This window comes from Frankia sp. R82 (genome assembly GCF_023716925.1).
Lineage (GTDB): Bacteria > Actinomycetota > Actinomycetes > Frankiales > Frankiaceae > Frankia.
Genome location: NZ_JAMQQG010000324.1, coordinates 1 through 22,081 on the forward strand (window position 1 = coordinate 1; position 22,081 = coordinate 22,081).

22 protein-coding genes are annotated in these 22,081 nt (G+C 71.8%); 21 read left to right on the top strand and 1 reads right to left on the bottom strand.

Going from position 1 to position 22,081, the window contains the following annotated elements; genetic code table 11:
* The 15 genes from ND747_RS26705 to ND747_RS26775 form a co-directional block, all read left to right on the top strand.
* The coding region (locus ND747_RS26705; RefSeq protein ID WP_251737031.1) for an AAA family ATPase at positions 1–1,069 on the top strand (1,069 nt) is incomplete at its 5' end.
* A 69-nt stretch (positions 1,070–1,138) separates the two neighbouring features.
* On the top strand, positions 1,139–2,443 hold the full coding sequence (gene ftsY, locus ND747_RS26710; protein WP_251737032.1) for a signal recognition particle-docking protein FtsY: 1,305 nt from the start codon (positions 1,139–1,141) through the stop codon (positions 2,441–2,443).
* A 405-nt stretch (positions 2,444–2,848) separates the two neighbouring features.
* A complete protein-coding gene (ffh, locus tag ND747_RS26715; protein WP_251737033.1) occupies positions 2,849–4,423 on the top strand; it encodes a signal recognition particle protein in 1,575 nt (524 codons plus the stop codon).
* 315 nt (positions 4,424–4,738) lie between these two features.
* Positions 4,739–5,185: a 30S ribosomal protein S16 gene (gene rpsP / locus ND747_RS26720; protein WP_251737034.1), complete on the top strand. Its 447-nt coding sequence runs from the start codon at positions 4,739–4,741 to the stop codon at positions 5,183–5,185.
* A complete protein-coding gene (locus tag ND747_RS26725; protein ID WP_009742328.1) occupies positions 5,186–5,419 on the top strand; it encodes an RNA-binding protein in 234 nt (77 codons plus the stop codon). It abuts the gene before it with no gap.
* Between the two features lie 54 nt (positions 5,420–5,473).
* The gene (gene rimM, locus ND747_RS26730) at positions 5,474–6,013 is read left to right on the top strand and encodes a ribosome maturation factor RimM (RefSeq protein ID WP_251737035.1); all 540 of its coding nucleotides are present in this window, start codon (positions 5,474–5,476) and stop codon (positions 6,011–6,013) included.
* Positions 6,014–6,056: 43 nt separating this feature from the next.
* Positions 6,057–6,842, top strand: coding sequence for a tRNA (guanosine(37)-N1)-methyltransferase TrmD (gene trmD, locus ND747_RS26735; RefSeq protein ID WP_251737036.1), 786 nt, complete (start codon positions 6,057–6,059; stop codon positions 6,840–6,842).
* Between the two features lie 222 nt (positions 6,843–7,064).
* Positions 7,065–7,421 (top strand): 50S ribosomal protein L19, encoded by a 357-nt coding sequence (rplS, locus tag ND747_RS26740; RefSeq protein WP_251737037.1) that lies wholly within the window; start codon positions 7,065–7,067, stop codon positions 7,419–7,421.
* 443 nt (positions 7,422–7,864) lie between these two features.
* On the top strand, positions 7,865–8,830 hold the full coding sequence (gene lepB / locus ND747_RS26745; RefSeq protein WP_251737038.1) for a signal peptidase I: 966 nt from the start codon (positions 7,865–7,867) through the stop codon (positions 8,828–8,830).
* 11 nt (positions 8,831–8,841) lie between these two features.
* Positions 8,842–9,564 (top strand): ribonuclease HII, encoded by a 723-nt coding sequence (locus ND747_RS26750; protein ID WP_251737039.1) that lies wholly within the window; start codon positions 8,842–8,844, stop codon positions 9,562–9,564.
* The gene (locus ND747_RS26755; protein WP_163547032.1) at positions 9,561–9,857 is read left to right on the top strand and encodes a DUF2469 domain-containing protein; all 297 of its coding nucleotides are present in this window, start codon (positions 9,561–9,563) and stop codon (positions 9,855–9,857) included. Before ND747_RS26750 ends, ND747_RS26755 begins: the two co-directional genes overlap by 4 nt.
* Positions 9,858–10,102: 245 nt before the next feature.
* Complete coding sequence (locus tag ND747_RS26760; RefSeq protein WP_251737040.1) at positions 10,103–10,459, top strand: YraN family protein; 357 nt, start codon at positions 10,103–10,105, stop codon at positions 10,457–10,459.
* On the top strand, positions 10,459–12,015 hold the full coding sequence (locus tag ND747_RS26765; protein WP_251737041.1) for a YifB family Mg chelatase-like AAA ATPase: 1,557 nt from the start codon (positions 10,459–10,461) through the stop codon (positions 12,013–12,015). Before ND747_RS26760 ends, ND747_RS26765 begins: the two co-directional genes overlap by 1 nt.
* Positions 12,012–13,268 (top strand): DNA-processing protein DprA, encoded by a 1,257-nt coding sequence (gene dprA, locus ND747_RS26770; protein ID WP_285901201.1) that lies wholly within the window; start codon positions 12,012–12,014, stop codon positions 13,266–13,268. The genes ND747_RS26765 and dprA overlap by 4 nt, the downstream gene beginning before the upstream one ends.
* Positions 13,269–13,334: 66 nt before the next feature.
* The gene (locus ND747_RS26775) at positions 13,335–14,351 is read left to right on the top strand and encodes a tyrosine recombinase XerC (protein WP_251737043.1); all 1,017 of its coding nucleotides are present in this window, start codon (positions 13,335–13,337) and stop codon (positions 14,349–14,351) included.
* Positions 14,352–14,439: 88 nt separating this feature from the next.
* Here ND747_RS26775 and ND747_RS26780 read toward each other — a convergent pair whose 3' ends face one another.
* On the bottom strand, positions 14,440–15,492 hold the full coding sequence (locus tag ND747_RS26780; RefSeq protein WP_251737044.1) for a peptidoglycan DD-metalloendopeptidase family protein: 1,053 nt from the start codon (positions 15,490–15,492) through the stop codon (positions 14,440–14,442).
* Positions 15,493–16,095: 603 nt separating this feature from the next.
* Here ND747_RS26780 and rpsB point away from each other — a divergent pair.
* The 6 genes from rpsB to ND747_RS26810 all read left to right on the top strand — a co-directional run.
* On the top strand, positions 16,096–17,049 hold the full coding sequence (rpsB, locus tag ND747_RS26785) for a 30S ribosomal protein S2 (protein WP_251737045.1): 954 nt from the start codon (positions 16,096–16,098) through the stop codon (positions 17,047–17,049).
* Between the two features lie 147 nt (positions 17,050–17,196).
* Positions 17,197–17,811, top strand: coding sequence for a translation elongation factor Ts (locus tag ND747_RS26790; RefSeq protein WP_251737046.1), 615 nt, complete (start codon positions 17,197–17,199; stop codon positions 17,809–17,811).
* A gap of 270 nt (positions 17,812–18,081) precedes the next feature.
* Positions 18,082–18,639, top strand: coding sequence for a ribosome recycling factor (gene frr / locus ND747_RS26795; RefSeq protein WP_251737047.1), 558 nt, complete (start codon positions 18,082–18,084; stop codon positions 18,637–18,639).
* 168 nt (positions 18,640–18,807) lie between these two features.
* Entirely contained in the window at positions 18,808–19,800 is a 993-nt protein-coding gene (locus ND747_RS26800) for a phosphatidate cytidylyltransferase (protein ID WP_251737048.1), read from the top strand.
* Between the two features lie 133 nt (positions 19,801–19,933).
* Positions 19,934–21,283 carry a 23S rRNA (adenine(2503)-C(2))-methyltransferase RlmN gene (gene rlmN / locus ND747_RS26805; RefSeq protein WP_251737049.1) on the top strand — a complete coding sequence of 450 codons (1,350 nt, stop codon included), beginning with the start codon at positions 19,934–19,936 and terminating at the stop codon, positions 21,281–21,283.
* A gap of 58 nt (positions 21,284–21,341) precedes the next feature.
* Positions 21,342–22,081: PHB depolymerase family esterase (locus tag ND747_RS26810; RefSeq protein WP_374216332.1), on the top strand; the 740-nt coding region annotated here is incomplete at its 3' end.

Below are 22,081 nucleotides of genomic sequence, written 5' to 3' on the forward strand. Positions count from 1 at the left end.
GGCCGCCGCCGCCCGTCGGCGGGAGGTACGGGAGCGGCAGGCGGCCCTGGCCGCGGCGCTGGGCGACGCGGCGGGGCGCACCCTGGACCGACTCGATCTGTCCCTGGCCCGGGCTGCGACCGAACGCGAACAGGCCGAAACTCACCGTCGTACCACCGAGACGGACCTCGCCGCGGCCCGTGAGCTGGGCCGGACGCTGGCAACCACGCTTGCCACGCTGCACGACACGGCCCACCGGGAGGAGCTTGCCCGGGCGGAGAAGCGCCTTCGGGTGGAGGCTCTCGAGGCGAAGGCGATGGAGGACTTCGGGATCACCGCCGACGATCTCGTCGCCGAGTTCGGTCCGCATCAGCTGGTGCCGCCCGACGACGTGCCCGGTGACCCGCCCGGTGTGGCGGTTCCCTTCGTCCGCGAGGAGCAGGCGGCACGGGCCGCCACGGCGGACAAGCAGCTGGCCCGTCTCGGCCGGGTGAACCCGCTGGCGCTGGAGGAGTTCGCCGCCCTGCAGGAGCGCGCGGCGTTCCTGGCCACCCAGCTGGAGGACATCCGCACGACCCGCCGGGACCTGCTGCAGGTGGTGGAGGAGGTCGACCTGCGGGTGCGGGAGGTCTTCGCCGCCGCGTTCGCGGACACCGCCCGGGAGTTCGAGATCGTCTTCGCCACGCTGTTTCCCGGCGGTGAGGGTCGGTTGGTCCTCACCCAACCGGACGACATGCTGACCACCGGGATCGAGGTCGAGGCGCGCCCGCCGGGCAAGAAGGTGAAACGACTTTCCCTGCTGTCCGGTGGCGAGCGGTCGCTGACCGCGCTTGCGCTGCTGCTGGCGATCTTCCGGGCCCGTCCGTCGCCGTTCTACGTGCTTGACGAGGTCGAGGCCGCGCTCGACGACCGCAACCTCGGACGGCTGCTGGAAGCCCTCGAAGGGCTGCGGCAGAAGTCGCAGCTCATCATCATCACCCATCAGAAGCGCACGATGGAGATCGCCGATGCCCTGTACGGGGTGGCGATGCGGGGCGACGGCGTGACCACGGTGATCAGCCAGCGGCTGCGGGAACGGGCCACGGCCTGAGCCCACCCGGGTGGGTGCTCCCGCGGGTGAGCGTGCCGCGGTGGTCAGCGGATCTGTCAGGATCGGGGGGTGGAGCTCCTCATCCTGATCGTCGTTCTCGCCGTCGTCGTGGTGGCCACCGCGGGCCTTGCGGTGGGCAGCGTCGTGCGCCGCCGCCCCCGTCGGCGGCGGGGGGTGACCGCCGCCCGCCCGGACCTCACAGCCCAGCCGGGGGTTGATTCCGCGGACGCCGCGGCGGGGGTCACCGGCACCCTGGCCCCGGGCGCCGACGCCGACGCCGGTCCCGACGCCGACGCCGGTCCCGGTGCCGACCTTGTCGGGCCTGCCGCGGCCGGTCCCGGGTCGCCCGCTGGCCTGTTGCCGGGCGACCCGGGTACCGCGCCGACCGCGGCTGGCCCGTCCGGGCCGGCCGGTGCGCCCGACCAGCGGCTGCCCACCGAAGTGCCGGCGCCGTCCGCGGGGCGCCTGGTGCGTCTGCGGCTGCGGCTGTCCCGTTCGCAGAACGCACTGGGACGGGGCCTGCTGTCGCTGTTGTCCGGCGACCGGTTGGACGAGGAAACCTGGGAGGACGTCGAAGCGACGCTGCTCGGTGCGGACGTCGGCGTGGCCGCGACCACCGAACTGGTCGAGGCGCTGCGCGAGCGGACGAAGGTGCTGGGCGCCGGCACGCCGGCGCAGGCCCGCCAGATGCTGCGCGACGAGCTGCTGGCCCAGGTCGGCACGACCACGGATCGGACCCTGCACACCTCGGTTCCCGAGCGCCCGGCCGTGGTGCTGGTGGTGGGGGTCAACGGCACCGGCAAGACGACCACCTGCGGCAAGATCGCCCGACTGTTGGTGGCCGATGGTCGCTCGGTGGTGCTCGGCGCCGCCGACACCTTCCGGGCCGCGGCGGCGGACCAACTGCAGACCTGGGGTGAGCGGGTCGGCGCGCAGACCGTGCGCGGGGCTGAGGGTGGCGATCCGGCGTCGGTCGCCTTCGACGCCGTCCGCCGGGGCATCGCGGACGGCGTCGACACGGTGCTGATCGACACTGCCGGTCGTCTGCACACCAAGACGGGACTGATGGACGAGCTCGCCAAGATCAAGAGAGTGGTCGGCAAGCACGGCCCGGTCGACGAGGTCCTGCTTGTCCTGGACGCCACCACCGGGCAGAACGCGGTCGTGCAGGCCCGGGTCTTCACCGAGGCGGTGGACCTGACCGGCGTCGTACTGACCAAGCTGGACGGAACGGCCAAGGGCGGCATCGTGATCGCGGTCCAACGGGAACTCGGCGTTCCGGTGAAGCTGATCGGCCTGGGTGAGGGCCCGGACGACCTGGCGCCTTTCGAACCGGAGGCCTTCGTGGACGCCCTGCTCGGCGACCCGGCCTAGGCGCTCGACCGGGTATCGACCCCGGCCGGCCACCGATCGCGAGGGACCACAAAGTGTCGCGGGTCAAGGACTTCCCGTTGCCGCCGATGTGATCTAGGCTTCATCGCGGAGTGCAGCCGGGAGGCTTCCCGGCACGTCGCGGCAGGCGTCCTCGGTGCGGTACGGGCCGGGGGGGTAGCGTCCGGCGAGGCGACTCGCCGTCCTCAGCGCAGAGGGCGGATCCGGCCGGTGCCGTCCAGGTCGAGATCCGTGCGGGTGTGCCTCGCCGGGTCGCGCGTGTCCCGCCCGGACCGACCGGGCACGGCGGCATCGTCCAGGTCGAGTGATCGGCTGCGGGTGTGTTGTCCTCGTCGTCGGGTGCGTACGCTGGTGCCTGCGGTCCGCCTGCGATCTCGGAGTGTGCGCGTGTTCGACACCCTTTCCAGCCGCCTCGACAAGGTTTTCACGTCGCTGCGTGGTCGGGGTCGCCTGACCGATGCGGACATCGACGCGACCGCCCGCGAGATCAGGGTCGCCCTGCTCGAGGCCGACGTCGCGCTGCCCGTGGTGCGCACCTTCGTCGCCGCGGTCAAGGAACGGGCACGCGGGTCCGAGGTCAGCACGTCGCTGAACCCGGCGCAGCAGGTCATCAAGGTGGTCAACGAGGAGCTCGTCGCGATCCTCGGCGGTGGGACGGCGACGCTGCGCTTCGCCAAGACCCCACCGACGGTCATCCTGCTGGCCGGTCTGCAGGGCACCGGCAAGACGACGCTGGCCGGCAAGCTCGGGCGTTGGCTCAAGGCCCAGGGGCACAGCCCGCTGCTGGTCGCGGCCGACCTGCAGCGGCCGAACGCGGTCAACCAGCTGCAGGTCGTCGGCGCCCGGGCCGGGGTGGAGGTCTACGCCCCCGAACCCGGCAACGGCATCGGTGACCCGGTCCAGGTGGCCCGGGACGCCCTCGGGCACGCCCGCCGGCACGTGTTCGACGTGGTCGTCGTCGACACGGCCGGTCGTCTCGGGGTCGACGACGAGCTGATGCGCCAGGCCGCCGACATCCGCGACGCGGTCTCGCCGGACGAGATCCTCTTCGTGCTCGACGCCATGATCGGTCAGGACGCGGTCGCCACGGCGGGCGCGTTCGCCGAGGGTGTCGGGTTCACCGGCGTGGTGCTCACCAAGCTCGACGGTGACGCCCGTGGTGGTGCGGCACTGTCGGTCGCCCAGGTCACGGGCCGTCCGATCATGTTCGCCTCGACCGGTGAGGCGCTCGACGACTTCGATGTCTTCCATCCCGAGCGGATGGCGTCGCGCATCCTCGGTATGGGTGACGTGCTCACCCTGATCGAGCAGGCCGAAAAGGCCTTCGAGGTCGAGCAGGCCGAGGCGATGGCCGCCAAGATGGCCGCCTCGGAGTTCACCCTCGAGGACTTCCTCGACCAGATGCTCGCGGTCCGCAAGATGGGGCCGATCGGCAACCTGCTCGGCATGCTCCCCGGGATGGGGCAGATGAAGGAGCAGCTCGCCCAGGTCGTCGACCGCGACGTCGACCGGGTGGTCGCGATCATCCGCTCGATGACGCCGGCCGAGCGTCAGGACCCGCGGATTCTGCAGGCCTCCCGCAAGGCCCGGGTCGCCCGTGGTTCCGGGGTGACCGTAACCGAGGTCAACCAGCTGCTCGACCGGTTCGCCGAGGCCCGCAAGATGATGCGGCAGATGGCTGGCGGGATGGGTCTGCCCGGTGCGATGGGCCGGGGCAAGGCGGCGTCAGCCCGCAAGGCGCCGAAGAAGGGCAAGGGCGCCAACCGCAAGGGCAATCCGGCGGCCCGTGCGGCGCAGGCCAAGGCACAGTCGCAGAAGTCGACCGGCCAGGACCCGTTCGCACCGGGGTCCGGTCTGCCGGGCGGACTGCCCGACGGCATGCCTGATCTCGCCGCCCTCATGCGTGGACAGGGTGGGCCGGGTGGGCCGCCGGCCCGCGGCCCGCGCGGTGGCGGTCGCTGAGAGCAGTTGCTGCCACGGTGAGCGATGCCTGGATCCAGCTGGATCCACCGGAGGCCCGCCGCAGTGCTTGGAGCACCCGACACGGTCACGATCTGGCAGACTGTAAGCTCTAGTGCAGGCCCTGCCTGCCAGCGTCCTACCTGCCGGCGTCGAGGTGGCTGCCCCGGAACGACCTGAGCCCACGCTCAGGGCACGACACGCTCAGGGCGGAGTCGTCCGGGTGGCCGCTGCGGCGCTGGTGCTACCCACCGCCGACTTCTCCGCATCCACGTGGGGCCCGGCGGTCACCGATACGTCTGGAGTCGTTCGACCACCGTGGCAACCAAGATTAAATTGCAGCGTCTCGGCAAGATGCGCGAGCCGCACTACCGCATCGTCGTGGCCGACGCCCGCACCAAGCGGGACGGTCGGGTCATCGAGGCCATCGGGCAGTACCACCCGAAGTCCGACCCGAGCATCATCAAGGTCGACGCCGACCGGGTGGAGCACTGGCTGACTGTCGGGGCGCAGCCCACCGAACCGGTGCTGGCGATCCTCAAGGTCACCGGTGACTGGCAGAAGTTCAAGGGTCTGCCGGCGCCCCCGCCGATGAAGGTCGCCGAGCCCAAGCCCGACAAGCGCGAGGTCTTCCAGGCCGCCGCCCGGGCTGCCGCCGGCGCCGAGGACCGTCCGGCGACCACCCCGAAGAAGGCCAAGAAGGCCGCGCCCGCGGAGGGTGCCGAGGCCCCGGCCGCAGACGCGTCGACGGCCGCGGGGCAGTAGGTGCTGGAAGCGGCCCTCGAGCATCTCGTGCGAGGCATCGTCGATCACCCTGACGATGTCCGCGTGGACCTCAACAACGGCCGGCGTGGCCGCACGCTTGAGGTCAGGGTGCATCCGGATGACCTCGGTAAGGTCATCGGCCGGCGCGGGCGGACCGCTCGTGCCCTGCGTACCGTCATGGGCGGTGTCGGCGGTCGTGGGCTGCGGATCGACGTCGTCGATGTGGACCGCTAGCCGCCGTTCACGCAGGGCCATGCGTCCGGTCGGCGGCACCGGATGATGGCCGCCGTGGACGACGGAATCGTTGTCGGGCGGGTCGGCCGACCGCACGGCGTGCGCGGCGAGGTCACGATCGAGGTCCGCACGGACCTGCCGCAGCGCCGGTTCGCGGTCGGCGCGGTTCTGGGTCGTCAGGGCGGCGGCGCGGCGTTGACCGTCGCCGACGTCCGCTGGCATTCGGGCCGTCTGCTGCTTCGTTTCCAGGGCGTCGACGACCGTTTCGCGGCTGAAACCCTGCGTAACGTCCTGCTGACCATAGACCCGGCGGACGCCGGATCCCCGGTGGATGACACGGCCGACGACGGCGATCCCGCCGACCTGTGGTGGGATCGCGACCTGGTCGGCCTTGAGGCCGTGACCATCGCCGGTGCGCCGCTCGGCCGGGTGACCGACATCATTCATGCCCCGGCGGGGGATCTGCTTGCCGTCGCGCGCCCGGGCGGCGGGGAACATCTCGTTCCGTTCGTGCGGGACATCGTCCCGACGGTGGATCCGGCGGCCGGCCGTATCGTGGTCGACCCGCCGCCGGGTCTGTTGGACCTCGACTAGATCCGGGCTGGCGGGCCAGTCCCTGTCCACCGGAGTTCTTGCGATGCGTGCCGACGTGGTCACCATCTTTCCCGCCTATCTGGAACCGCTGCAGCTGTCGCTGGTCGGCCGGGCCCAGCAGCGTGGGACTCTCGACGTGCGCACGCATGACCTGCGTATCTGGACAAATGATCAGCACCGGACCGTTGACGACGCGCCCTACGGCGGCGGGCCGGGGATGGTCATGCGGCCCGAACCCTGGGACGCGGCGCTCACCGAGATCTCCGGGGCGGTCCCCGGCCATCGGCCCCGTGTCGTCGTCCCCACCCCGGCCGGAGTGCCGTTTACCCAGCGTAAGGCCGAGGAACTGGCCGGCGAGCCGTGGCTGGTCTTCTGCTGTGGTCGCTACGAGGGCATCGACTCCCGAGTGATCGAGGCCTGGGCCGATGACGAGATCTCCATCGGCGACTATGTGCTCGCCGGCGGCGAGGTGGCGACCCTGGTCATCCTGGAGGCGGTGGCCCGGTTGCTGCCCGGCGTGCTCGGTAACAGCGCGTCGGCAGCCGAGGACTCGTTCTCGGACGGCCTGCTCGAGGCTCCGGTGTACACCCGGCCGCAGGTTTGGCGGGGTATGGAGGTACCCGCCGTGCTGCGATCCGGCGACCATGGTGCCGTGGCTCGCTGGCGCCGGGAGGAGTCGTTGACGCGCACCCGGCGTCGCCGTCCCGACCTGCTGGCCGCCGTCGCGCCGACCGGAGGGGCCGCCCCGGACACCGCTACCGATCAGGATGCGGCTGCCGATCAGGGCGTGGCTGCCAGTCAGGGCGCGGAAGCAGATTCGGTGCCGTGACCGTGGGCCGCACGGTCGGGTCGCCCGCGCGTGTGGCACAGTAGAATGCAGTGTCCGCCGGTTCGTGGCCGGCTCGGGTGACCCTCGCTCGATCGGTTCCCGCGGGATGTCCGCGTTGGTGCAGGTCGGCGTGTGGTCCGGGCCGGGCTCGGCCCACGGATTGTCCGCCGTGGCCCTCGGCCGCCGGACGATCCACTCCCATTTCTTCAGGAAGCGACTGCCATGCACACCCTGGACAGCCTCGACGCCGAGTCGCTGAGGACCGACGTGCCCGAGTTCTGGCCGGGCGACACTCTCAAGGTTCACGTGCGGGTGGTCGAAGGAAACCGTCAGCGCATCCAGGTGTTCCAGGGGAACGTCATCCGCCGGCAGGGCGGCGGCGTGCGGGAGACCTTCACCGTGCGCAAGGTCAGCTTCGGCGTGGGCGTCGAGCGCACCTTCCCGGTGCACAGCCCGATCGTCTCGAAGGTCGAGGTCGTGACCCGCGGCGATGTCCGCCGGGCCAAGCTCTACTACCTTCGGCAGCTGCGCGGGAAGGCCGCGAAGATCAAGGAGAAGCGGGAGCCGGTCGCCCGCTGAGATCTCCGGTCCGCCGTGTCCCACCTGGGTCCTGGTTGGCGACTTGCCGGCACTCCGTCCGCGTGTTGACCTCGCTCCTGGATCAGGATGGGAGTCTCGGTCCGCAACGGCGTCGCGAAGGCGGCTGGCAGCACGTCGGCCGGTCCGATGAGTTCTGACGGCCGAACCAGCGAGGTGGCGGAGTGAACGCATCGAGCCCGGGTAGCCATCGTTCGCATTCTGGTGCGGAGGGTGACGGATCAAGGGCGGATGGGTGGGCGGATGCCGATCCGTCCGCCCTTGAGCCCGCCCTGCCAGCGCCGGCTCGAGCGAGCTCGGAGCAGGACGAACCCCGCTGGGAGGCATCTCCGCCAGCGGGGTCGGGTGTCGGCCCGGAGACGGCTGAGGCCGCCGATGGCGACAGCGAGGGTCTCGGCCCGGTCCGGCGTCCCGCGGTCGACACGGTGGGTGCGGACGAAGCCGCCCGGAGGTCCGGCCGGCCGGGCTCCGGTGGGCGTGGGCGGGGTTCGTTCCTGCGCGAGCTGCCGGTCCTCGTGCTGGTGGCTTTTCTGCTGGCTCTGCTGATCAAGGCGCTGCTGGTCCAGGCCTTCTGGATTCCGTCCGAATCGATGGAACGGACGCTGCTGATCAACGACCGGGTTCTGGTCAACAAGGTCGTGTACCACTTCCGCGACGTCCACCGCGGCGAGGTCGTGGTCTTCAACGGCAAGGGCACCGGTTTCGACCATCAGGAATCGATCGTGCCCAAACCGACGAATCCGTTCAGTCGTCTGGTTCGTGGTGCGCAGCGCCTGCTGGGGCTCGGCGCCCCGAGCGAGACGGACTTCATCAAACGGGTCATCGGCGTGGGCGGGGACACCGTCGCCTGCTGCGACGCCGAAGGCCGGGTGACGGTCAACGGCCATCCGCTCACCGAGCCCTACGTCTACGAGAACGACTATCAGCGCTTCGGCCCGGTGAAGGTGCCCGCCGGCTACCTGTGGGTGATGGGCGATCACCGTGGAGCGTCGTCGGACGCCCGGCAGAACGGGCCCATCCCGCAGAGCAGAGTCGTCGGACGGGCCTTCGTGCGGGTGTGGCCGCTGAACCGGTTCGGGTTTCTGGGGGTGCCGAGCACGTTCAGCGGGATTCCCGCCGCGTCGTCGTCCGCGCCCCGGGTCACGCCGCAGTCGACGGCACCGACTCCCGCGGCGCTGGGATCGGTCGGGTCGGCTGCCACGGCCGGTACCGCGAGCGGCGCGGGTCTGTGGAGCGCCGATTCGCCCGGCCCGGGGCCGTCCGGCAACCAGCAGCCCTCGGCCGATGGTCCGACGCTGGTGGCGCTGTCCATCGGTGTGGTTCCTGCGTGGCGGTCCCGGCGGCGTGGAGATCAGGCGGCCGGCGTCGCAGGTCGGGGCCGGAACGGGTGACGCGGTTGTCCATGGCGCCGCGGGGTGCCGCGGTGCGTCGCGATGCGGGCATGTTCGGTTACGAGCGGGCCCTGGTCCGGCGCGGGCTGGGTCCGGTCGCCGGAGTCGACGAGGCTGGGCGGGGCGCCTGCGCCGGCCCGCTGGTCGTGGCCGCGGTGGTGCTCCCGGCGGACGGATCACGCCGGCTGGGCGGCCTGGCAGACTCGAAGCTGCTGACCGAACAGGTGCGGGAGCGGCTGTTCGAGGACATCACGGTTGCGGCGGTGTCCTGGACCGCGATCGTGATTACCGCGGCCGAGATCGATCAGGTCGGCGTGCATGTGGCCAACATCACCGGTATGCGTCGTGCGGTGGCACGCCTGGAGTGCAGACCGGGTTATGTCCTCACCGACGGATTTCCGGTTGCCGGCTTCGGCGCGGAGTCGTTGGCGGTGGTGAAGGGGGATCGGGTCGCCGCGTGTGTCGCGGCGGCCTCGATCGTGGCGAAGGTGACGAGGGACCGGATCATGCGGGCGTTGCACACACGCTATGCCGAGTACGATTTCGCGCAACACAAGGGATACGTCACCGCGGCCCACACGGCGGCGCTGGCGCGGTACGGGCCGTGTGACGAGCATCGGAAGTCGTACGTGAACGTGGCTGCGCACGCGGCGCCGACAGGGGACGTCCGATCTTCGCGGCTGGAGGACAGGGTGCTTGCGACCAGCCTGCATGGCGTCACGGAGTACGCATGAGCGCGGAAGATCTCGAAAAGTACGAGACCGAGATGGAGCTGCAGCTCTATCGCGAGTACCGCGATGTCGTCGGGCTGTTCTCGTATGTCATCGAGACGGAGCGTCGGTTCTACCTCGCGAACGAATACCAGATCGAGATCAGGAACAGCGGGGACGGCGAGGTTTTCTTCGAGTTGACGCTGCGTGACGCCTGGGTCTGGGACATGTTCCGACCGGCCAGATTTGTCAAGAATGTCCGAGTTGTGACGTTCAAGGACATCAACGTCGAGGAACTGACCAAGGCGGAGCTCTGAGCCGTCGGCTCCAGCCCGTTCGTCGCGGCGCGTTTTCTGCCCACCCGGTTCTCGGCTGGGCCCGTTCCTGCCTCGGCCCTGTGGCCGGCCGCTGACGCGGTCGCCGGGCGCAGGCCGGGAGTTGACCTGTGGATGGAGCGCGTCCGTCCACAGGTGGGTCATTGCACCTGGTCCGGCCCGGTGAACCCGCGGACGCTGAAGCCCGGCCGGCGGGCGTGTGCCCCGCCGCGGACGGGAGCAGGACCATGCGGGCGAAGGACGAACTGGGCCGGTTCGGCGAGGAGGTCGCCTGTCGGCACCTGGCCCAGGCCGGGGCGGCGATTCTCGACCGCAACTGGCGGTGCCGCGACGGTGAGCTCGACATCGTGGTGCGCGACGGCTCCGCTGTGGTGTTCTGCGAGGTCAAGACCAGGTCGGGCAGCCGGTTCGGATCGGGGGCCGAGGCGGTCGTAGGCCAGAAGGCGGCCCGGATCCGCCGGCTGGCGGCGCGCTGGCTCGCCGAGCATCCGCACCCTCCGTCCGCCGTGCGGTTCGACGTCGTGCTGGTGTTGCGGCCGCGGCAGGGGCCGGTCAGCGTCGAGCATCTGCGCGGGGCGTTCTGATGGCGCTTGCCCGCACCCAGGCGGTGGCCGTGCTCGGGGTCGAGGGTCACCTGGTCGAGGTCGAGGCGGATCTGGCCAATGGCCTGCCTCGTCTCACGCTGGTCGGCCTGCCCGACACTGCCCTGCACGAGGCCCGCGACCGGATTCGGGCCGCCGTGGTCAACTCCGGTGAGCAGTGGCCGAACCGGCGGATCACCATCGGGCTGTTCCCCGCCACCCTGCCCAAGGCCGGCAGCGGATTTGACCTGGCGATGGCGATCGCGGTTCTGGGCGCCGCCGCCGTCGTGCCCCGTGCAGCCCTGCGCGGCCGGCTGTTCCTGGGGGAACTCGCCCTGGACGGTCGGGTACGCGCCGTGCGGGGGGTGCTGCCCGCGGTGCTGCGTGCCACTCTCGCCGGCGTCGCGCGGGTGGTCGTGCCGGCCGCGAACGCCGCCGAAGCCGCGCTTGTGCCCGGCGCCCAGGTGGAGCCGGCCGAGAACCTCGCTGGTGTCCTCGCCATGTTGCGGGGTGTGGCGCCGGCCCCACCCCGCACCATGGCGCTGCCCTGCTCGGGTCCGCAGGACGCGGCTTACGGCGGGGCGGACGGGGTGGCCGGGGACCTGGCCGAGGTGGTCGGACAGAGCCGGGGGCGCCTCGCGGTGGAGGTCGCCGCGGCCGGCGGCCACCATCTGTACATGCAGGGCCCGCCGGGCAGCGGCAAGACGATGCTGGCCGATCGGCTTCCCGGACTGCTACCGGAACTCGATCGCGGCGCGTCCCTGGAGGTGACCGCGGTCCATTCGGTGGCCGGGCAGCTGCCGGCCGACTGCCCCCTGATCACCCGACCGCCGTACCGCAACCCGCATCACAGCGCCACCCCCGCCGCTCTGGTCGGTTCGGGCGGGTCGGTGGTCCGACCGGGGCTGGCCAGCCAGGCGCACCACGGCGTTCTTTTCCTGGACGAAGCCCCGGAGTTCGCCCGGACAAGCCTGGACGCGCTGCGTCAGCCGATGGAAAGCGGTGTGATCGAGATCGCCCGGGCTCGGGTGAGCGCCCGCTTTCCGGCCCGGTTCCAGCTCGTCCTCGCCGCCAATCCGTGTCCCTGCGCGAAGGCATCGGGTCCGCGGTCCGCCGCCTGCGAGTGCCCGAGCCTGGTGCGTCGCCGTTATCTGGCGCGGCTGTCCGGGCCGTTGCTGGATCGGATCGACATCCAGGTGGCCCTCGGCGTGCCGAGCCGGGCTGAGCTGCGCGCCGACGCGGGGCGCTGTGAGTCGACGGCCGAGGTCGCCGCCCGGGTGGCCCAGGCCCGTCGCCGTGCGGCGCAGCGGTTGGCCGGCACCCCGTGGCGCTCCAACGCCCAGGTGCCCGGCCCGGTGCTGCGCCGCGACTGGCCGCTGGCCCGTTCGGCCGCCGTGCCGGCCGAACGGGCCCTCGAGCGGGGTCTGTTGACCCTGCGTGGCCTTGACCGGGTCCTGCGCCTGGCCTGGACGTTCGCCGATCTCGCCGACCGCTCGGAGCCCGGGCTCGAGCAGGTCGGTGCGGCTCTTGACCTGCGGCTGCCCGGGTGGGCGACATGAGCGCCGACCGCGAGCCGACGCCGCCGCGTGGCCCGGCGCGTGTGTCGGGCTCGGATGGCCCGCACCAGGGGATGGCTGTGCCCGAGCAGACGGTGGGGTCGGGTCGGAGCGAGCCGACGGATGTCGACGCCGACGCGGCGGATCCGCAGCGGCTTGCCCGGGTGGGGTTGTCGCGCGCATGGGGTCCGGAACACCGGCGAGCGGCCCTTGACGTGGCTCGGCTCGGCGTCGTCGAGGCCTGGGAACGGGCCCGGGCGGTGCATCCCGGTGTCGATCCGCACCGGGACCTGGAGGCCGCCGCCCGGGTCGGTGCACGTCTGGTGTGCCCCGGTGATCCGCAGTGGCCGATCGCCCTGGATGCCTTGGACCAGCTGCCTGGTGATCACAGTGGCCCGGCGCCGGGCACGCCGCTGTGCCTGTGGGTGCGCGGTCCGGCTGATCTGCAGGCGCTCGCCTCGAAGGCGGTCGCCGTGGTGGGTTGCCGTGCGGCGACGAGCTATGGGTTGCATCTGGCCGGGGAGATCGCCTTCGACCTGGCCGAGCGCGGCTGGACGATCGTCTCGGGAGCCGCGTTCGGCATCGATGCCGCGGCCCACCGGGCGGCGTTGGCCGCACACGGTCAGACGATCGCGGTGCTTGCCGGCGGTGTCGATGTGCCCTACCCGGTCGCCCACGCGCAGCTGCTGGCCGAGATCGCCGACTCCGGCGCCGTCGTCAGCGAGATCGCACCGGGCACCCCGCCCTTCCGGCGCCGTTTCCTGACCCGCAACCGGGTGATCGCCGGGCTGTGTCGTGGCACGGTGATCGTCGAGGCCGGGCTGCGCAGCGGGGCGCTGAACACGGTGGCGCACGCCCGCCGGCTCGGCCGCCAGGTCATGGCCGTGCCGGGGCCGGTGACCAGTTCGGCCAGCGTCGGCTGCCACCGCCTGCTCCGCGACTTCCGGGAACAGACCACCCTGGTGACCGGCGCCGACGACATCTGCGAGGAGATTGCCGAGGTCGGTTCGTTCGCCCCGCGGGAGGTTGCCACCGGCGCTCGGGACGAGCTGTCCGCGGTTGTCCGCGAGCTGCTGGATGCGATGCCCGCCCGAGCCACGATCGGACTGTCGGCACTGGCCAGCGCGCTGCGGCTGCGTCCCCAGGACGTGCTGGCGATGCTGGGCCCACTCGTCATCGAGGGCCTGGTCGACTCGGTGCCCGGGGGATACCGTCTCACCACGCTCGGACGCGCGCCGTCCACCGCCGGGCGGTAGCGCCGGTCCAGCCGGCGCATGCCGGGCTCTTGACGGGAGCGACCGACCACCGGCACCGTCCCTTCCATGGCGGCAGAGGAGGGGCCCGCACGGGCAGGTGACGGTGGTCGGGGCTGGGCCGAGGCGACGCTGGCCTTCCGGCGTCATCTCGTCGCCGAGCGAAACAGGTCCCCCCAGACCGTCCGGGCCTACCTGGGTGATCTCGCCGGCCTGCGTGAGTACGCCGGCCGGGCCGGAGCGGGTGATCTTTCCGAACTGGATCTGAACGTTCTCCGCAGCTGGCTGGCCGCCATGCGCGCCGCCGGCATCGCGCCCGCCACTCTGGCGCGCCGGGCCTCGCTGGCGCGGGTGTTCTGTGCCTTCGCCGCGCGCCGCGGCTACCTCGACACCGACGTGGCCGCCCGTCTGGCGGGCGCCCGTACGGTCCGTCAGGTTCCCCAGATCCTCAGCGCCGAGGCGGCGAGAACCCTCCTCGGCCCGGCCACCCTGCCGACTTCACCGCCACCGGCACCATCGCCCGTTCGGCCGACAACGGAGCAGCGGCGGCGGCGTGAGGCGCAGGCGCAGATCCGGCAGGCCATCACACTACGTGACAATCTGGTGCTGGAACTGCTGTACAGCAGCGCGTTGCGGGTCTCCGAGCTGTGCGGCCTGGACCTTGGGGACGTCGACGATGAGCGGCGCCTGCTGCGGGTGCACGGCAAGGGCGGCCGGGAACGCAGCGTGCCGTTCGGCGTGCCGGCCGCCACCGTGCTGCGCACGTGGCTACGGGCCGGGCGACCGTGGCTGGCGACCGGCAGCGGCGGGACGGCGCTGCTGCTCGGACAGCGCGGTGGGCGGCTGGATCCACGGACCGTCCGGCGGGTGCTCGGGCTGCGTACGGCCGGCGCCGCCCTGCCGGCGGGGCTGACCCCCCACGGACTGCGCCACTCGGCGGCGACGCACATGCTCGAGGGCGGCGCCGACCTGCGTTCGGTGCAGGAGTTTCTCGGTCATGCGAGCCTCGTGACCACACAGATCTACACCCACGTGACGCCGGAACGCCTGCGGGCAGCCTTCGAACAGGCGCATCCCCGGGCCTGACCGGCCCGGGGATGCCGATTCAGCTGGGTCCGGCCCAGCCGGCGCTGGGATCCGCGTGCACGAGGGCTCGCCTGGCGCCATGGCTCGGCTACCTGGTGGCGATCCCCAGGGGCAGCAGTCGGGGTGGCACCCGCCGGAACGCGCTCAGTGGATCGAGGTACTCGCTGCCGCGCAGCAGGCCCCAGTGCAGGCAGGCCTGCTGCGGGCAACCGGCATGCCCGGCGACCAGCGTGCCCAGCGGTTCGCCGGCGCGCAGCACGGTGCCCACCCGAACACCGGGCAGCACCGGTTCGTAGGTCGTGCGCAGATCGCCGTGCGTGAGCGTCACGACGCCCCGTCCCGCCACCGACCCGGCGAAACTCACCGTGCCGTCGGCGACCGCCCTGACCGTGCTGCCGGGCAGGGCCGGCAGATCAACGCCGCGATGTCCGGGCCCGAACGGCGTCGCCGGCCGCTCGAAGGCACGGCTGACGGCCACCTGCCCGGCCAGCGGCCACCGCAGTGCGGGCCTGGCGCCGGTGGCCGTGTCCGGGTTGAGCGGTACCGGGGTCGGCGCACCGGCCTTCGGGGATGCTCCGCTACCCGAGGGCGGCCCGGCACCGGGCGGCAGCGTGACCGGTGGTGCCGCGCTGCCGCCCGGACGGGTGGCGACCAGCGGGGGCAGGGCCGGTCGCCGGGAAACCCCGGACCTGGTGGTGGTCGGTCCGAGGAGAGGATCGATGCTCTCGCGGGGCATGGGCCCGGACGGGGGCGATGCGGACGCGGATGCCGAGATCGCACCAGCGCCCCTTGGCACTGACACCGGGCTGGCGGTCGTGGCCGTCACGGCGGGTGAGAGAGCGGCCGGCGAGGGAGCGGGTGTCGGCTCAGGAGTTGCCCGATCGGCCGGGACGGCGAGTGCCTGCCGGATCGGTTCGCGCCGGGCGGCGCCACCGGTGCCGTCGGCGACGAGGCCGAACATGCTTCGGTCGACCGGTTCGGCGGTGGGCCCGGCGGCAGGTGCGGGCCGTCCGACCAGGACTGCGGTCCGCTGCTGCGCCCGGGGATTGACCGGCAGGCGAGACGGCCAGCCGAGGGCGATCAGGATGGCGATGGTCGGAACGACGAACCACCACGGATCGGGACGGGGCGTTCGGGGCATCGGACGGGAACCTCCGGGGTCGGGGGAGGCGCGGCGGCCGGGACGTGTCCGGGGGGAGGTTCCGGCCGCCGCTGATCGCTGCGCGAGAGCGGCGCAGCGATCGCGTTCCACGGTGCGGGCTTTTCCTCGGGTTGGGAAGACCGATGTCGGCGGCTGTGGACAACTTGCGCCGGGCCGGTGGCTTCCGGGTCGCTGACCTGCAGCTGGAGTTGCCTCGTCGGATCCGCCGCGATGGCGGTGGGTCAAGCTTCGGCGGCGGGGTGGCTGTGGACGGCGCCGGATCGGCGGCCGTGCTGTGCTCCGCCCGGTTGGCGCGATGATCTCGCGAGCGGGGCGGTCGGTGTGGTCTGCACCGGGGGTTCCGGTGCCGGGCGATATCCGTTGGGGCACTGTTACCCGGGCGGGTACCATGACCGCAGGGCTCGGTGTACGAGCCCAGTTCGCACGCCCACTCCCGACCGGCTGCGCAGGTCCTCGGGAGGGTCTCCTCGGTCCGCCGTACGTGTGCGGCCATGACCACGGGCGTCAGGGGTACCGGCCGCAGGCCGGCACCGTCACAACCGAGGCGTCCGGCTGCGGCCGGGCGGAAAGGAGCGACGTGCCATGGCCGTCGTCACGATGAAGCAGCTGCTGGAGAGCGGCGTCCACTTCGGGCACCAGACCAAGCGCTGGAACCCGAAGATGAAGCGCTACATTTTCACCGAGCGTAACGGCATCTACATCATCGACCTGCAGCAGACGCTCTCGTACATCGACCGCGCCTACGACTTCGTCAAGGAGACCGTGGCCCACGGCGGCACGGTGCTGTTCATCGGCACGAAGAAGCAGGCGCAGGAGGCCATCGAGGAGCAGGCCGCGCGGGTCGGGATGCCGTACGTCAAGGAGCGCTGGCTCGGCGGCATGCTGACCAACTTCTCCACCGTCTACAAGCGGCTCCAGCGGCTCAAGGAGCTCGAGGAGATCGAGGTCACCGGCGGCACCGAGGTCCGCACGAAGAAGGAACAGCTCGTGCTGACCCGGGAGAAGGCGAAGCTGGAGCGGACCCTGGGCGGTATCCGTGACATGAGCCGGGTGCCGAGCGCCGTGTGGGTGGTGGACACGAAGAAGGAGCACATCGCGGTCGGTGAGGCGCGCAAGCTGGGGATCCCGGTGGTCGCCATCCTCGACACCAACTGCGACCCCGACGAGGTCGACTACCCGATCCCGGGTAACGACGACGCCATCCGTAGCGCGGCCCTGCTGACCCGCGTGGTCGCGGATGCGGTGGCCGACGGCCTGATGGCCCGGGCCGGCGCCTCTGGTTCGGCGGACGCCAAGCCCGAGCCGTCCACGGGCAACGAGCCGCTGGCCGAGTGGGAGCAGGCGGTGCTGCGCGGCGAGGGCACTGCGCCCGGCGAGTCGGCAGCGGCCGGCGACGTAGCGGCGGTCGCCGAGGAGCCGGCAGCCGACGGGGCAGCAGCGGCTGGCGAGGCGGTGGCCAGCGAGTCGGCGGCGGCCGACACGTCCGGCGCGGTTGCCGAGAGCCAGTCCGAGACTCCGGTCGGTTCGGCAGTCTGAGCCCACTCGGGGCCTTGTGGCTCCCCGGCGGGGGCTGGCCCACCGCGGCATGGGCGGGCAGCTCGTGAGACCGTCGACCCGCCTTGCGGTGCCGCGTGCCCCGGCAGGACAACGACAGCATTCGATCTCACCGACGAGAAGAGCACCATGGCAGACATCCCAGTTGCTGACATCCGCAAGCTCCGCGAACTGACCGGGGCCGGGATGAGTGACGTGAAGAAGGCGCTGGTCGAGCACGACGGCGACTTCGAGAAAGCGAAGGCCTGGCTGCGGGAGAAGGGCAAGGCGCAGGTCGCCAAGCGTGCCGCCCGCAGCGCCGCCAACGGCCTGGTCGAGTCCTACCTGCACCGCACCGACCCGCAGCTTCCGCCGACCCTCGGCGTGCTGGTCGAACTGCGCTGCGAGACGGACTTCGTGGCCAAGACCGAGGGCTTCAAGCAGCTTGCCCGTGATCTTGCGCAGCACATCGCGGCGGCTGACCCGCTGTACGTGACCGCCGACGAGATCCCGAACGAGGTACTCGAGGCGGAGCGCAAGATCTACGAGGCCGCCGCGCGCGAAGAGGGCAAGCCGGAGCCCGCGATCGCGAAGATCGTCGAGGGTCGGGTCAACGGCTACGTGAAGGCCAGCGTGCTGCTCGACCAGCCGTGGGTGAAGGACACCAAGATCACGATCCGGGCCATGCTCGACCAGGCCGGCGCGTCGTTGGGCGAGAAGATCGAAGTGGGCAGGTTCTCCCGGTTCAACATCCGGCAGGCCTGAGCGCGCCTGCACCGGTCGCGCCGTCGGCGCAACCCCGGGGCACCCGCAACCGCGGGCACTTGCGGCCGAGGCGCGCCGAGCGGACCAGCCGGCGGGCGGTCGACCTGACCGCCCGCCGGTTTCGCGTTTTCGGATCGCCGTCGATGCGATCGAACGACCCGGCGTGGCATGCCACCCCGGACCACCTGGCGGTGACCCGGTACGGGACACTGCGTCTGACGGCTGTGCGAGCATCGTGGTCGGAACGAGCAGCGGACGGAAGGAACTGCGGTGATCGACGACACACTTCTCGATGCCGAGGAGAAGATGGAGAAGGCCGTCTCGGTCGCCAAGGAGGACTTCGCGAACATCCGTACCGGCCGCATCACCCCCGCCGTCTTCTCCAAGATCGTGGTGGATTACTACGGCGCTCCGACGCCCGTCCAGCAACTTGCGTCGTTCCACATCCCGGAGCCACGCATGGTGATCATCACGCCGTACGACAAGTCGTCGCTGGCGTCGATCGAGAAGGCTGTACGCGACTCGGATCTGGGCGTCAATCCCGGTAATGACGGCACGATCATCCGGGTTGTCTTCCCGGAACTGTCCGAGCAGCGCCGCCGGGACCTGGTCAAGGTCGCCCGGGGCAAGGCCGAGGACGCCCGGATCAGCATCCGTAACGTGCGGCGGCATGCCAAGGACGGCATCGACCGCATCGTGCGCGACGGCGACGCCGGCGAGGACGAGGGTCGGCGGGCGGAGAAGGATCTCGACGAGGCCACGCACCGCTATGTCGGGCAGGTCGACGAGCTGCTCCGACTCAAGGAAGCGGACCTGCTGTCAGTGTGATCTGCCGCGCCCCGGCACCCGCCGCGCGCAGCTCGTGTGATGTCCCGACAGGCTCCGCGGTACGACCGGTTCCGGCGTCCCTGCGGGGCAGGGCCGGTCGGCCGCGCCGTCCGGCCGGTGCGGGGTGCGCGGTCCGAACCGTTTTCCTGCGTCGGGATGTAGGCCCTCATGACGACAGTCGACGGCCCGACCGTGGTTGACGGCGGGCAGAACACGAACCCCGGGCCTGCCGGCGGCGACCTGCCGGCTCCCGGGACTCCCGACATACCCGAGCACTCCGGCGTGCCCGAGGCCCCACCCGGGCCCACGGTGCCCGCCGCATCCACGGAGCCTGTGGTGGTCCCGCCCAGGCGCTCCCGGGCGGGACGTGACCTGCCGGCGGCGATCGGCGTCGGGGCACTGCTGGGCGCGATCATTCTGGTCGCGCTGTTCACCGTCCGGGCGGCGTTCACCGTGGTGGTTGCCGCCGCGGTGGCGATCGGGACGGTCGAGGTGATTCGTGCGCTGCGGCTCACCGGGTTGCGAGTGCCGATCGTGCCACTGGCGGTGGGGGCGTTCGTGACCCCTCCGATGGCCTATCTCAGTGGGCTGGACGGCCTGTTGGTGGCCGTGACGACGACGATGGCGGTCGCGGTCGTCCTGCGGCTGTTCGGGCCGGGCGACGGGTTGCTGCGCGATCTCGCCGGCATCGTCTTCGTTGCCGGCTATGTCGGTTTTCCCGCCGGGTTCGCCGCGCTGTTGACCGCGGCGCCCGAGGGGAGCTGGCGGGTGTTGGCCTTCGTCGGCACGGTGGTGGCCAGTGACATCGGCGGTTATGCGGCCGGGGTGCTTTCCGGCGGTCGGCACAAGATGGCGCCCAGCGTGTCGCCCGGCAAATCCTGGGAGGGTTTCGCCGGTTCGGCACTGGCCTGTATGGCCGTGGGCGCGGTCGTGCTGGCCTGGCCGCTGGGTGCCCACGCCTGGCAGGGAGTCGTGCTGGGTCTGGTCACCGCCTGCACGGCGACGGTCGGCGATCTTGGTGAATCGCTGCTCAAGCGGGATATCGGCATCAAGGACATGGGTAGTCTGCTACCGGGACACGGCGGGATCATGGACCGGCTGGATTCGCTGCTGTGCACGGCCCCCGTCTCCTGGCTGTTGTTGACGGCCTTCCTGCACTGACTCCGTCGGCTGTGCTGATCTCCGGTCGGACCCGTACCGTCGCCGCACCGGGCCCGCCTGGACTTCGAGGAGCAAGTCAGGTCAAATCGCTGGATTCGTCTCGGCATCGGCAGACTGGCACACTGGAACCGCCATGACTTCCACGACCGCCCCATCCGGCTCAGCCGAGCCGCACCCGGCCACACCCCCGACGGCCGACTCTGTGCCGCCCGCATTGCTGCCGGCCGAGTCCGCACCGGCCGGATCCGGGTCGGCAGCTCCCGAGACATCGGGCCGGCCGGTTCGCCTTTCGGCGCGGCGGCAGGCGGGCCGGCCGGCCCGGCACCTGGCGGACCTCTCCCGTGCGCAGCGCCGGGAGGTCGCACTCTCACTCGGGCTGCCGGCTTTCCGCGCGGACCAGCTGTCCCGGCACTACTTCGCCCGGCTGCTCGACGCCGACGCCGCCGGGGACATGACCGACCTGCCCGAGCGGGTCCGCGGGCCGCTGCTCAGCGCGTTGCTGCCTCCGCTACTCACCCCGGCCAAGACGCTGACCTGCGACGACGGTCAGACCCGCAAGATTGCCTGGCGAACCGGGGACGGCGCGCTCATCGAGTCTGTGATCATGAGGTACCCGGACCGGGCCACGGTCTGTGTCTCCAGCCAGGCGGGCTGTGGGATGGGCTGCCCGTTCTGCGCCACCGGCCAGGGTGGGCTGACTCGCAACCTGTCGACGGCCGAGATCGTGGAACAGGTCGTCCACGCGGCCCGGGCGCTGCGCCGCGGCGAACTCGGCGAGGGTGACCGGCGCCTGTCGAACGTCGTCTTCATGGGGATGGGGGAGCCGCTGGCCAACTACGGCGCCCTCGTCACGGCCCTGCGCCGGTTGGTTGCCGAGCCGCCGGAGGGGCTTGGGCTGTCCGCGCGTGGTCTCACCGTCAGCACGGTCGGCCTGGTTCCGGCGATCCACCGGCTGGCGGCAGAGGCCCTACCGGTGACGCTCGCGTTGTCGTTGCACGCCCCGGACGACGAGCTGCGTGACGAGCTGGTGCCGATCAACAATCGCTGGCCGGTGGCCGAGGTGCTGGCCGCCGCGTGGGCGTACGTCGAGCGCACCGGGCGCCGGGTCAGCATCGAGTACGCACTGATCGACGGCGTCAACGATGACGTGGACCGGGCGGACGCCCTGGCCACCCTGCTCGCCGGCCGACTGGCGCACGTCAACCTGATCCCGCTCAACCCGACGGCCGGCTCCGCCTGGCGGGCCAGCGCCGAGTCGGGGCAGCGGGCGTTCGTGCGCCGGTTGCGGGAACGCGGCATCGCCACGACGGTGCGCGACACCCGGGGGCGCGAGATCGCGGCGGCCTGCGGCCAGCTCGCCGCCGAACCGCCCCAGCGGTCCCAGTCATCCCGGTCGCCCCAGCCGATCGAGATCGGGCGATTCACCGTGGACGATGCGAGCCCGCCAGGCGGGACATCCGACGGCAGCCGTGGTCTCCGGTAGTCCCCCCGGAGGTCGGCGGCGCGCGTCGCTGCGGCACCGGACCCGCACGACGAACACGGTGTGGCTGCCGATCGTCGCGGCTGTGGGCGTCCTGCTGTTGCTGCTGTGGTACGCGATGTCGCGTGGGCCCGGTCCGGCGAGGACCGCCGCCGCCGACGGCAGCCCGACGGGTTCGAACGCCCCGCGGGCAGCCGCGGCGTCGTCTGCCACGCCGACCCCGACCGTTCCGCCACCGCCGGCCAGTGGCTGTGTTACCGGCCGGACCCTGCCCTCGGGGGTCAGCACCCGAACGGTGCAGGTCGCCGGCGTGGCGCGTTCCTACGTGCTCGCGGTCCCGACCGTGGCCGCCGGATCGGCGCCGCGACCGCTGCCGCTGATCGTCGGCTATCACGACGCCGGCCAGAGCGCGTTCGACCTGGAGGCGTACACGCACATCGCCGACCAGGGCACCAAAGCGGGCTTCGTGGTCGCCGTGCCGCTCGGGGAACATGCCCGGTGGAACTTCCCCCGTTCGGCAGCCGTGGGGCCCGACGACGTTCTGTTCACCGGACTGCTGCTCAACGACCTGACCGGCCGGATGTGCCTGGACACCAAGCGGATCTTCGCCACGGGATACGCCGACGGCGCGGACATGGTCCTGACGGCGCTGTGCGCGTTGCCCGGCCGGTTCGTCGCCGCGGTGGCGGTGGCGGCGAGCGTGCTGCCGACGAGCTGCGGTCGGCCGTCCGCGAGCCTGCTGGAGATCCACGGGGCGGTGGACCCGATCGCGCCGCTGGCCGGTGGCGGGCCGCCGCGGGC

Excerpts from the sequence above, each read along its gene's own strand:
- trmD (WP_251737036.1), top strand. The coding sequence starts at position 6,057 with ATGCGTGCCGACGTGGTCACCATCTTTCCCGCCTATCTGGAACCGCTG.
- rplS (WP_251737037.1), top strand. The coding sequence starts at position 7,065 with ATGCACACCCTGGACAGCCTCGACGCCGAGTCGCTGAGGACCGACGTG.
- ND747_RS26750 (WP_251737039.1), top strand. The coding sequence starts at position 8,842 with ATGGCGCCGCGGGGTGCCGCGGTGCGTCGCGATGCGGGCATGTTCGGT.
- ND747_RS26755 (WP_163547032.1), top strand. The coding sequence starts at position 9,561 with ATGAGCGCGGAAGATCTCGAAAAGTACGAGACCGAGATGGAGCTGCAG.
- ND747_RS26760 (WP_251737040.1), top strand. The coding sequence starts at position 10,103 with ATGCGGGCGAAGGACGAACTGGGCCGGTTCGGCGAGGAGGTCGCCTGT.
- ND747_RS26765 (WP_251737041.1), top strand. The coding sequence starts at position 10,459 with ATGGCGCTTGCCCGCACCCAGGCGGTGGCCGTGCTCGGGGTCGAGGGT.
- dprA (WP_285901201.1), top strand. The coding sequence starts at position 12,012 with ATGAGCGCCGACCGCGAGCCGACGCCGCCGCGTGGCCCGGCGCGTGTG.
- ND747_RS26775 (WP_251737043.1), top strand. The coding sequence starts at position 13,335 with ATGGCGGCAGAGGAGGGGCCCGCACGGGCAGGTGACGGTGGTCGGGGC.
- ND747_RS26780 (WP_251737044.1), bottom strand. The coding sequence starts at position 15,492 with ATGCCCCGAACGCCCCGTCCCGATCCGTGGTGGTTCGTCGTTCCGACC.
- rpsB (WP_251737045.1), top strand. The coding sequence starts at position 16,096 with ATGGCCGTCGTCACGATGAAGCAGCTGCTGGAGAGCGGCGTCCACTTC.
- ND747_RS26790 (WP_251737046.1), top strand. The coding sequence starts at position 17,197 with ATGGCAGACATCCCAGTTGCTGACATCCGCAAGCTCCGCGAACTGACC.
- ND747_RS26800 (WP_251737048.1), top strand. The coding sequence starts at position 18,808 with ATGACGACAGTCGACGGCCCGACCGTGGTTGACGGCGGGCAGAACACG.
- rlmN (WP_251737049.1), top strand. The coding sequence starts at position 19,934 with ATGACTTCCACGACCGCCCCATCCGGCTCAGCCGAGCCGCACCCGGCC.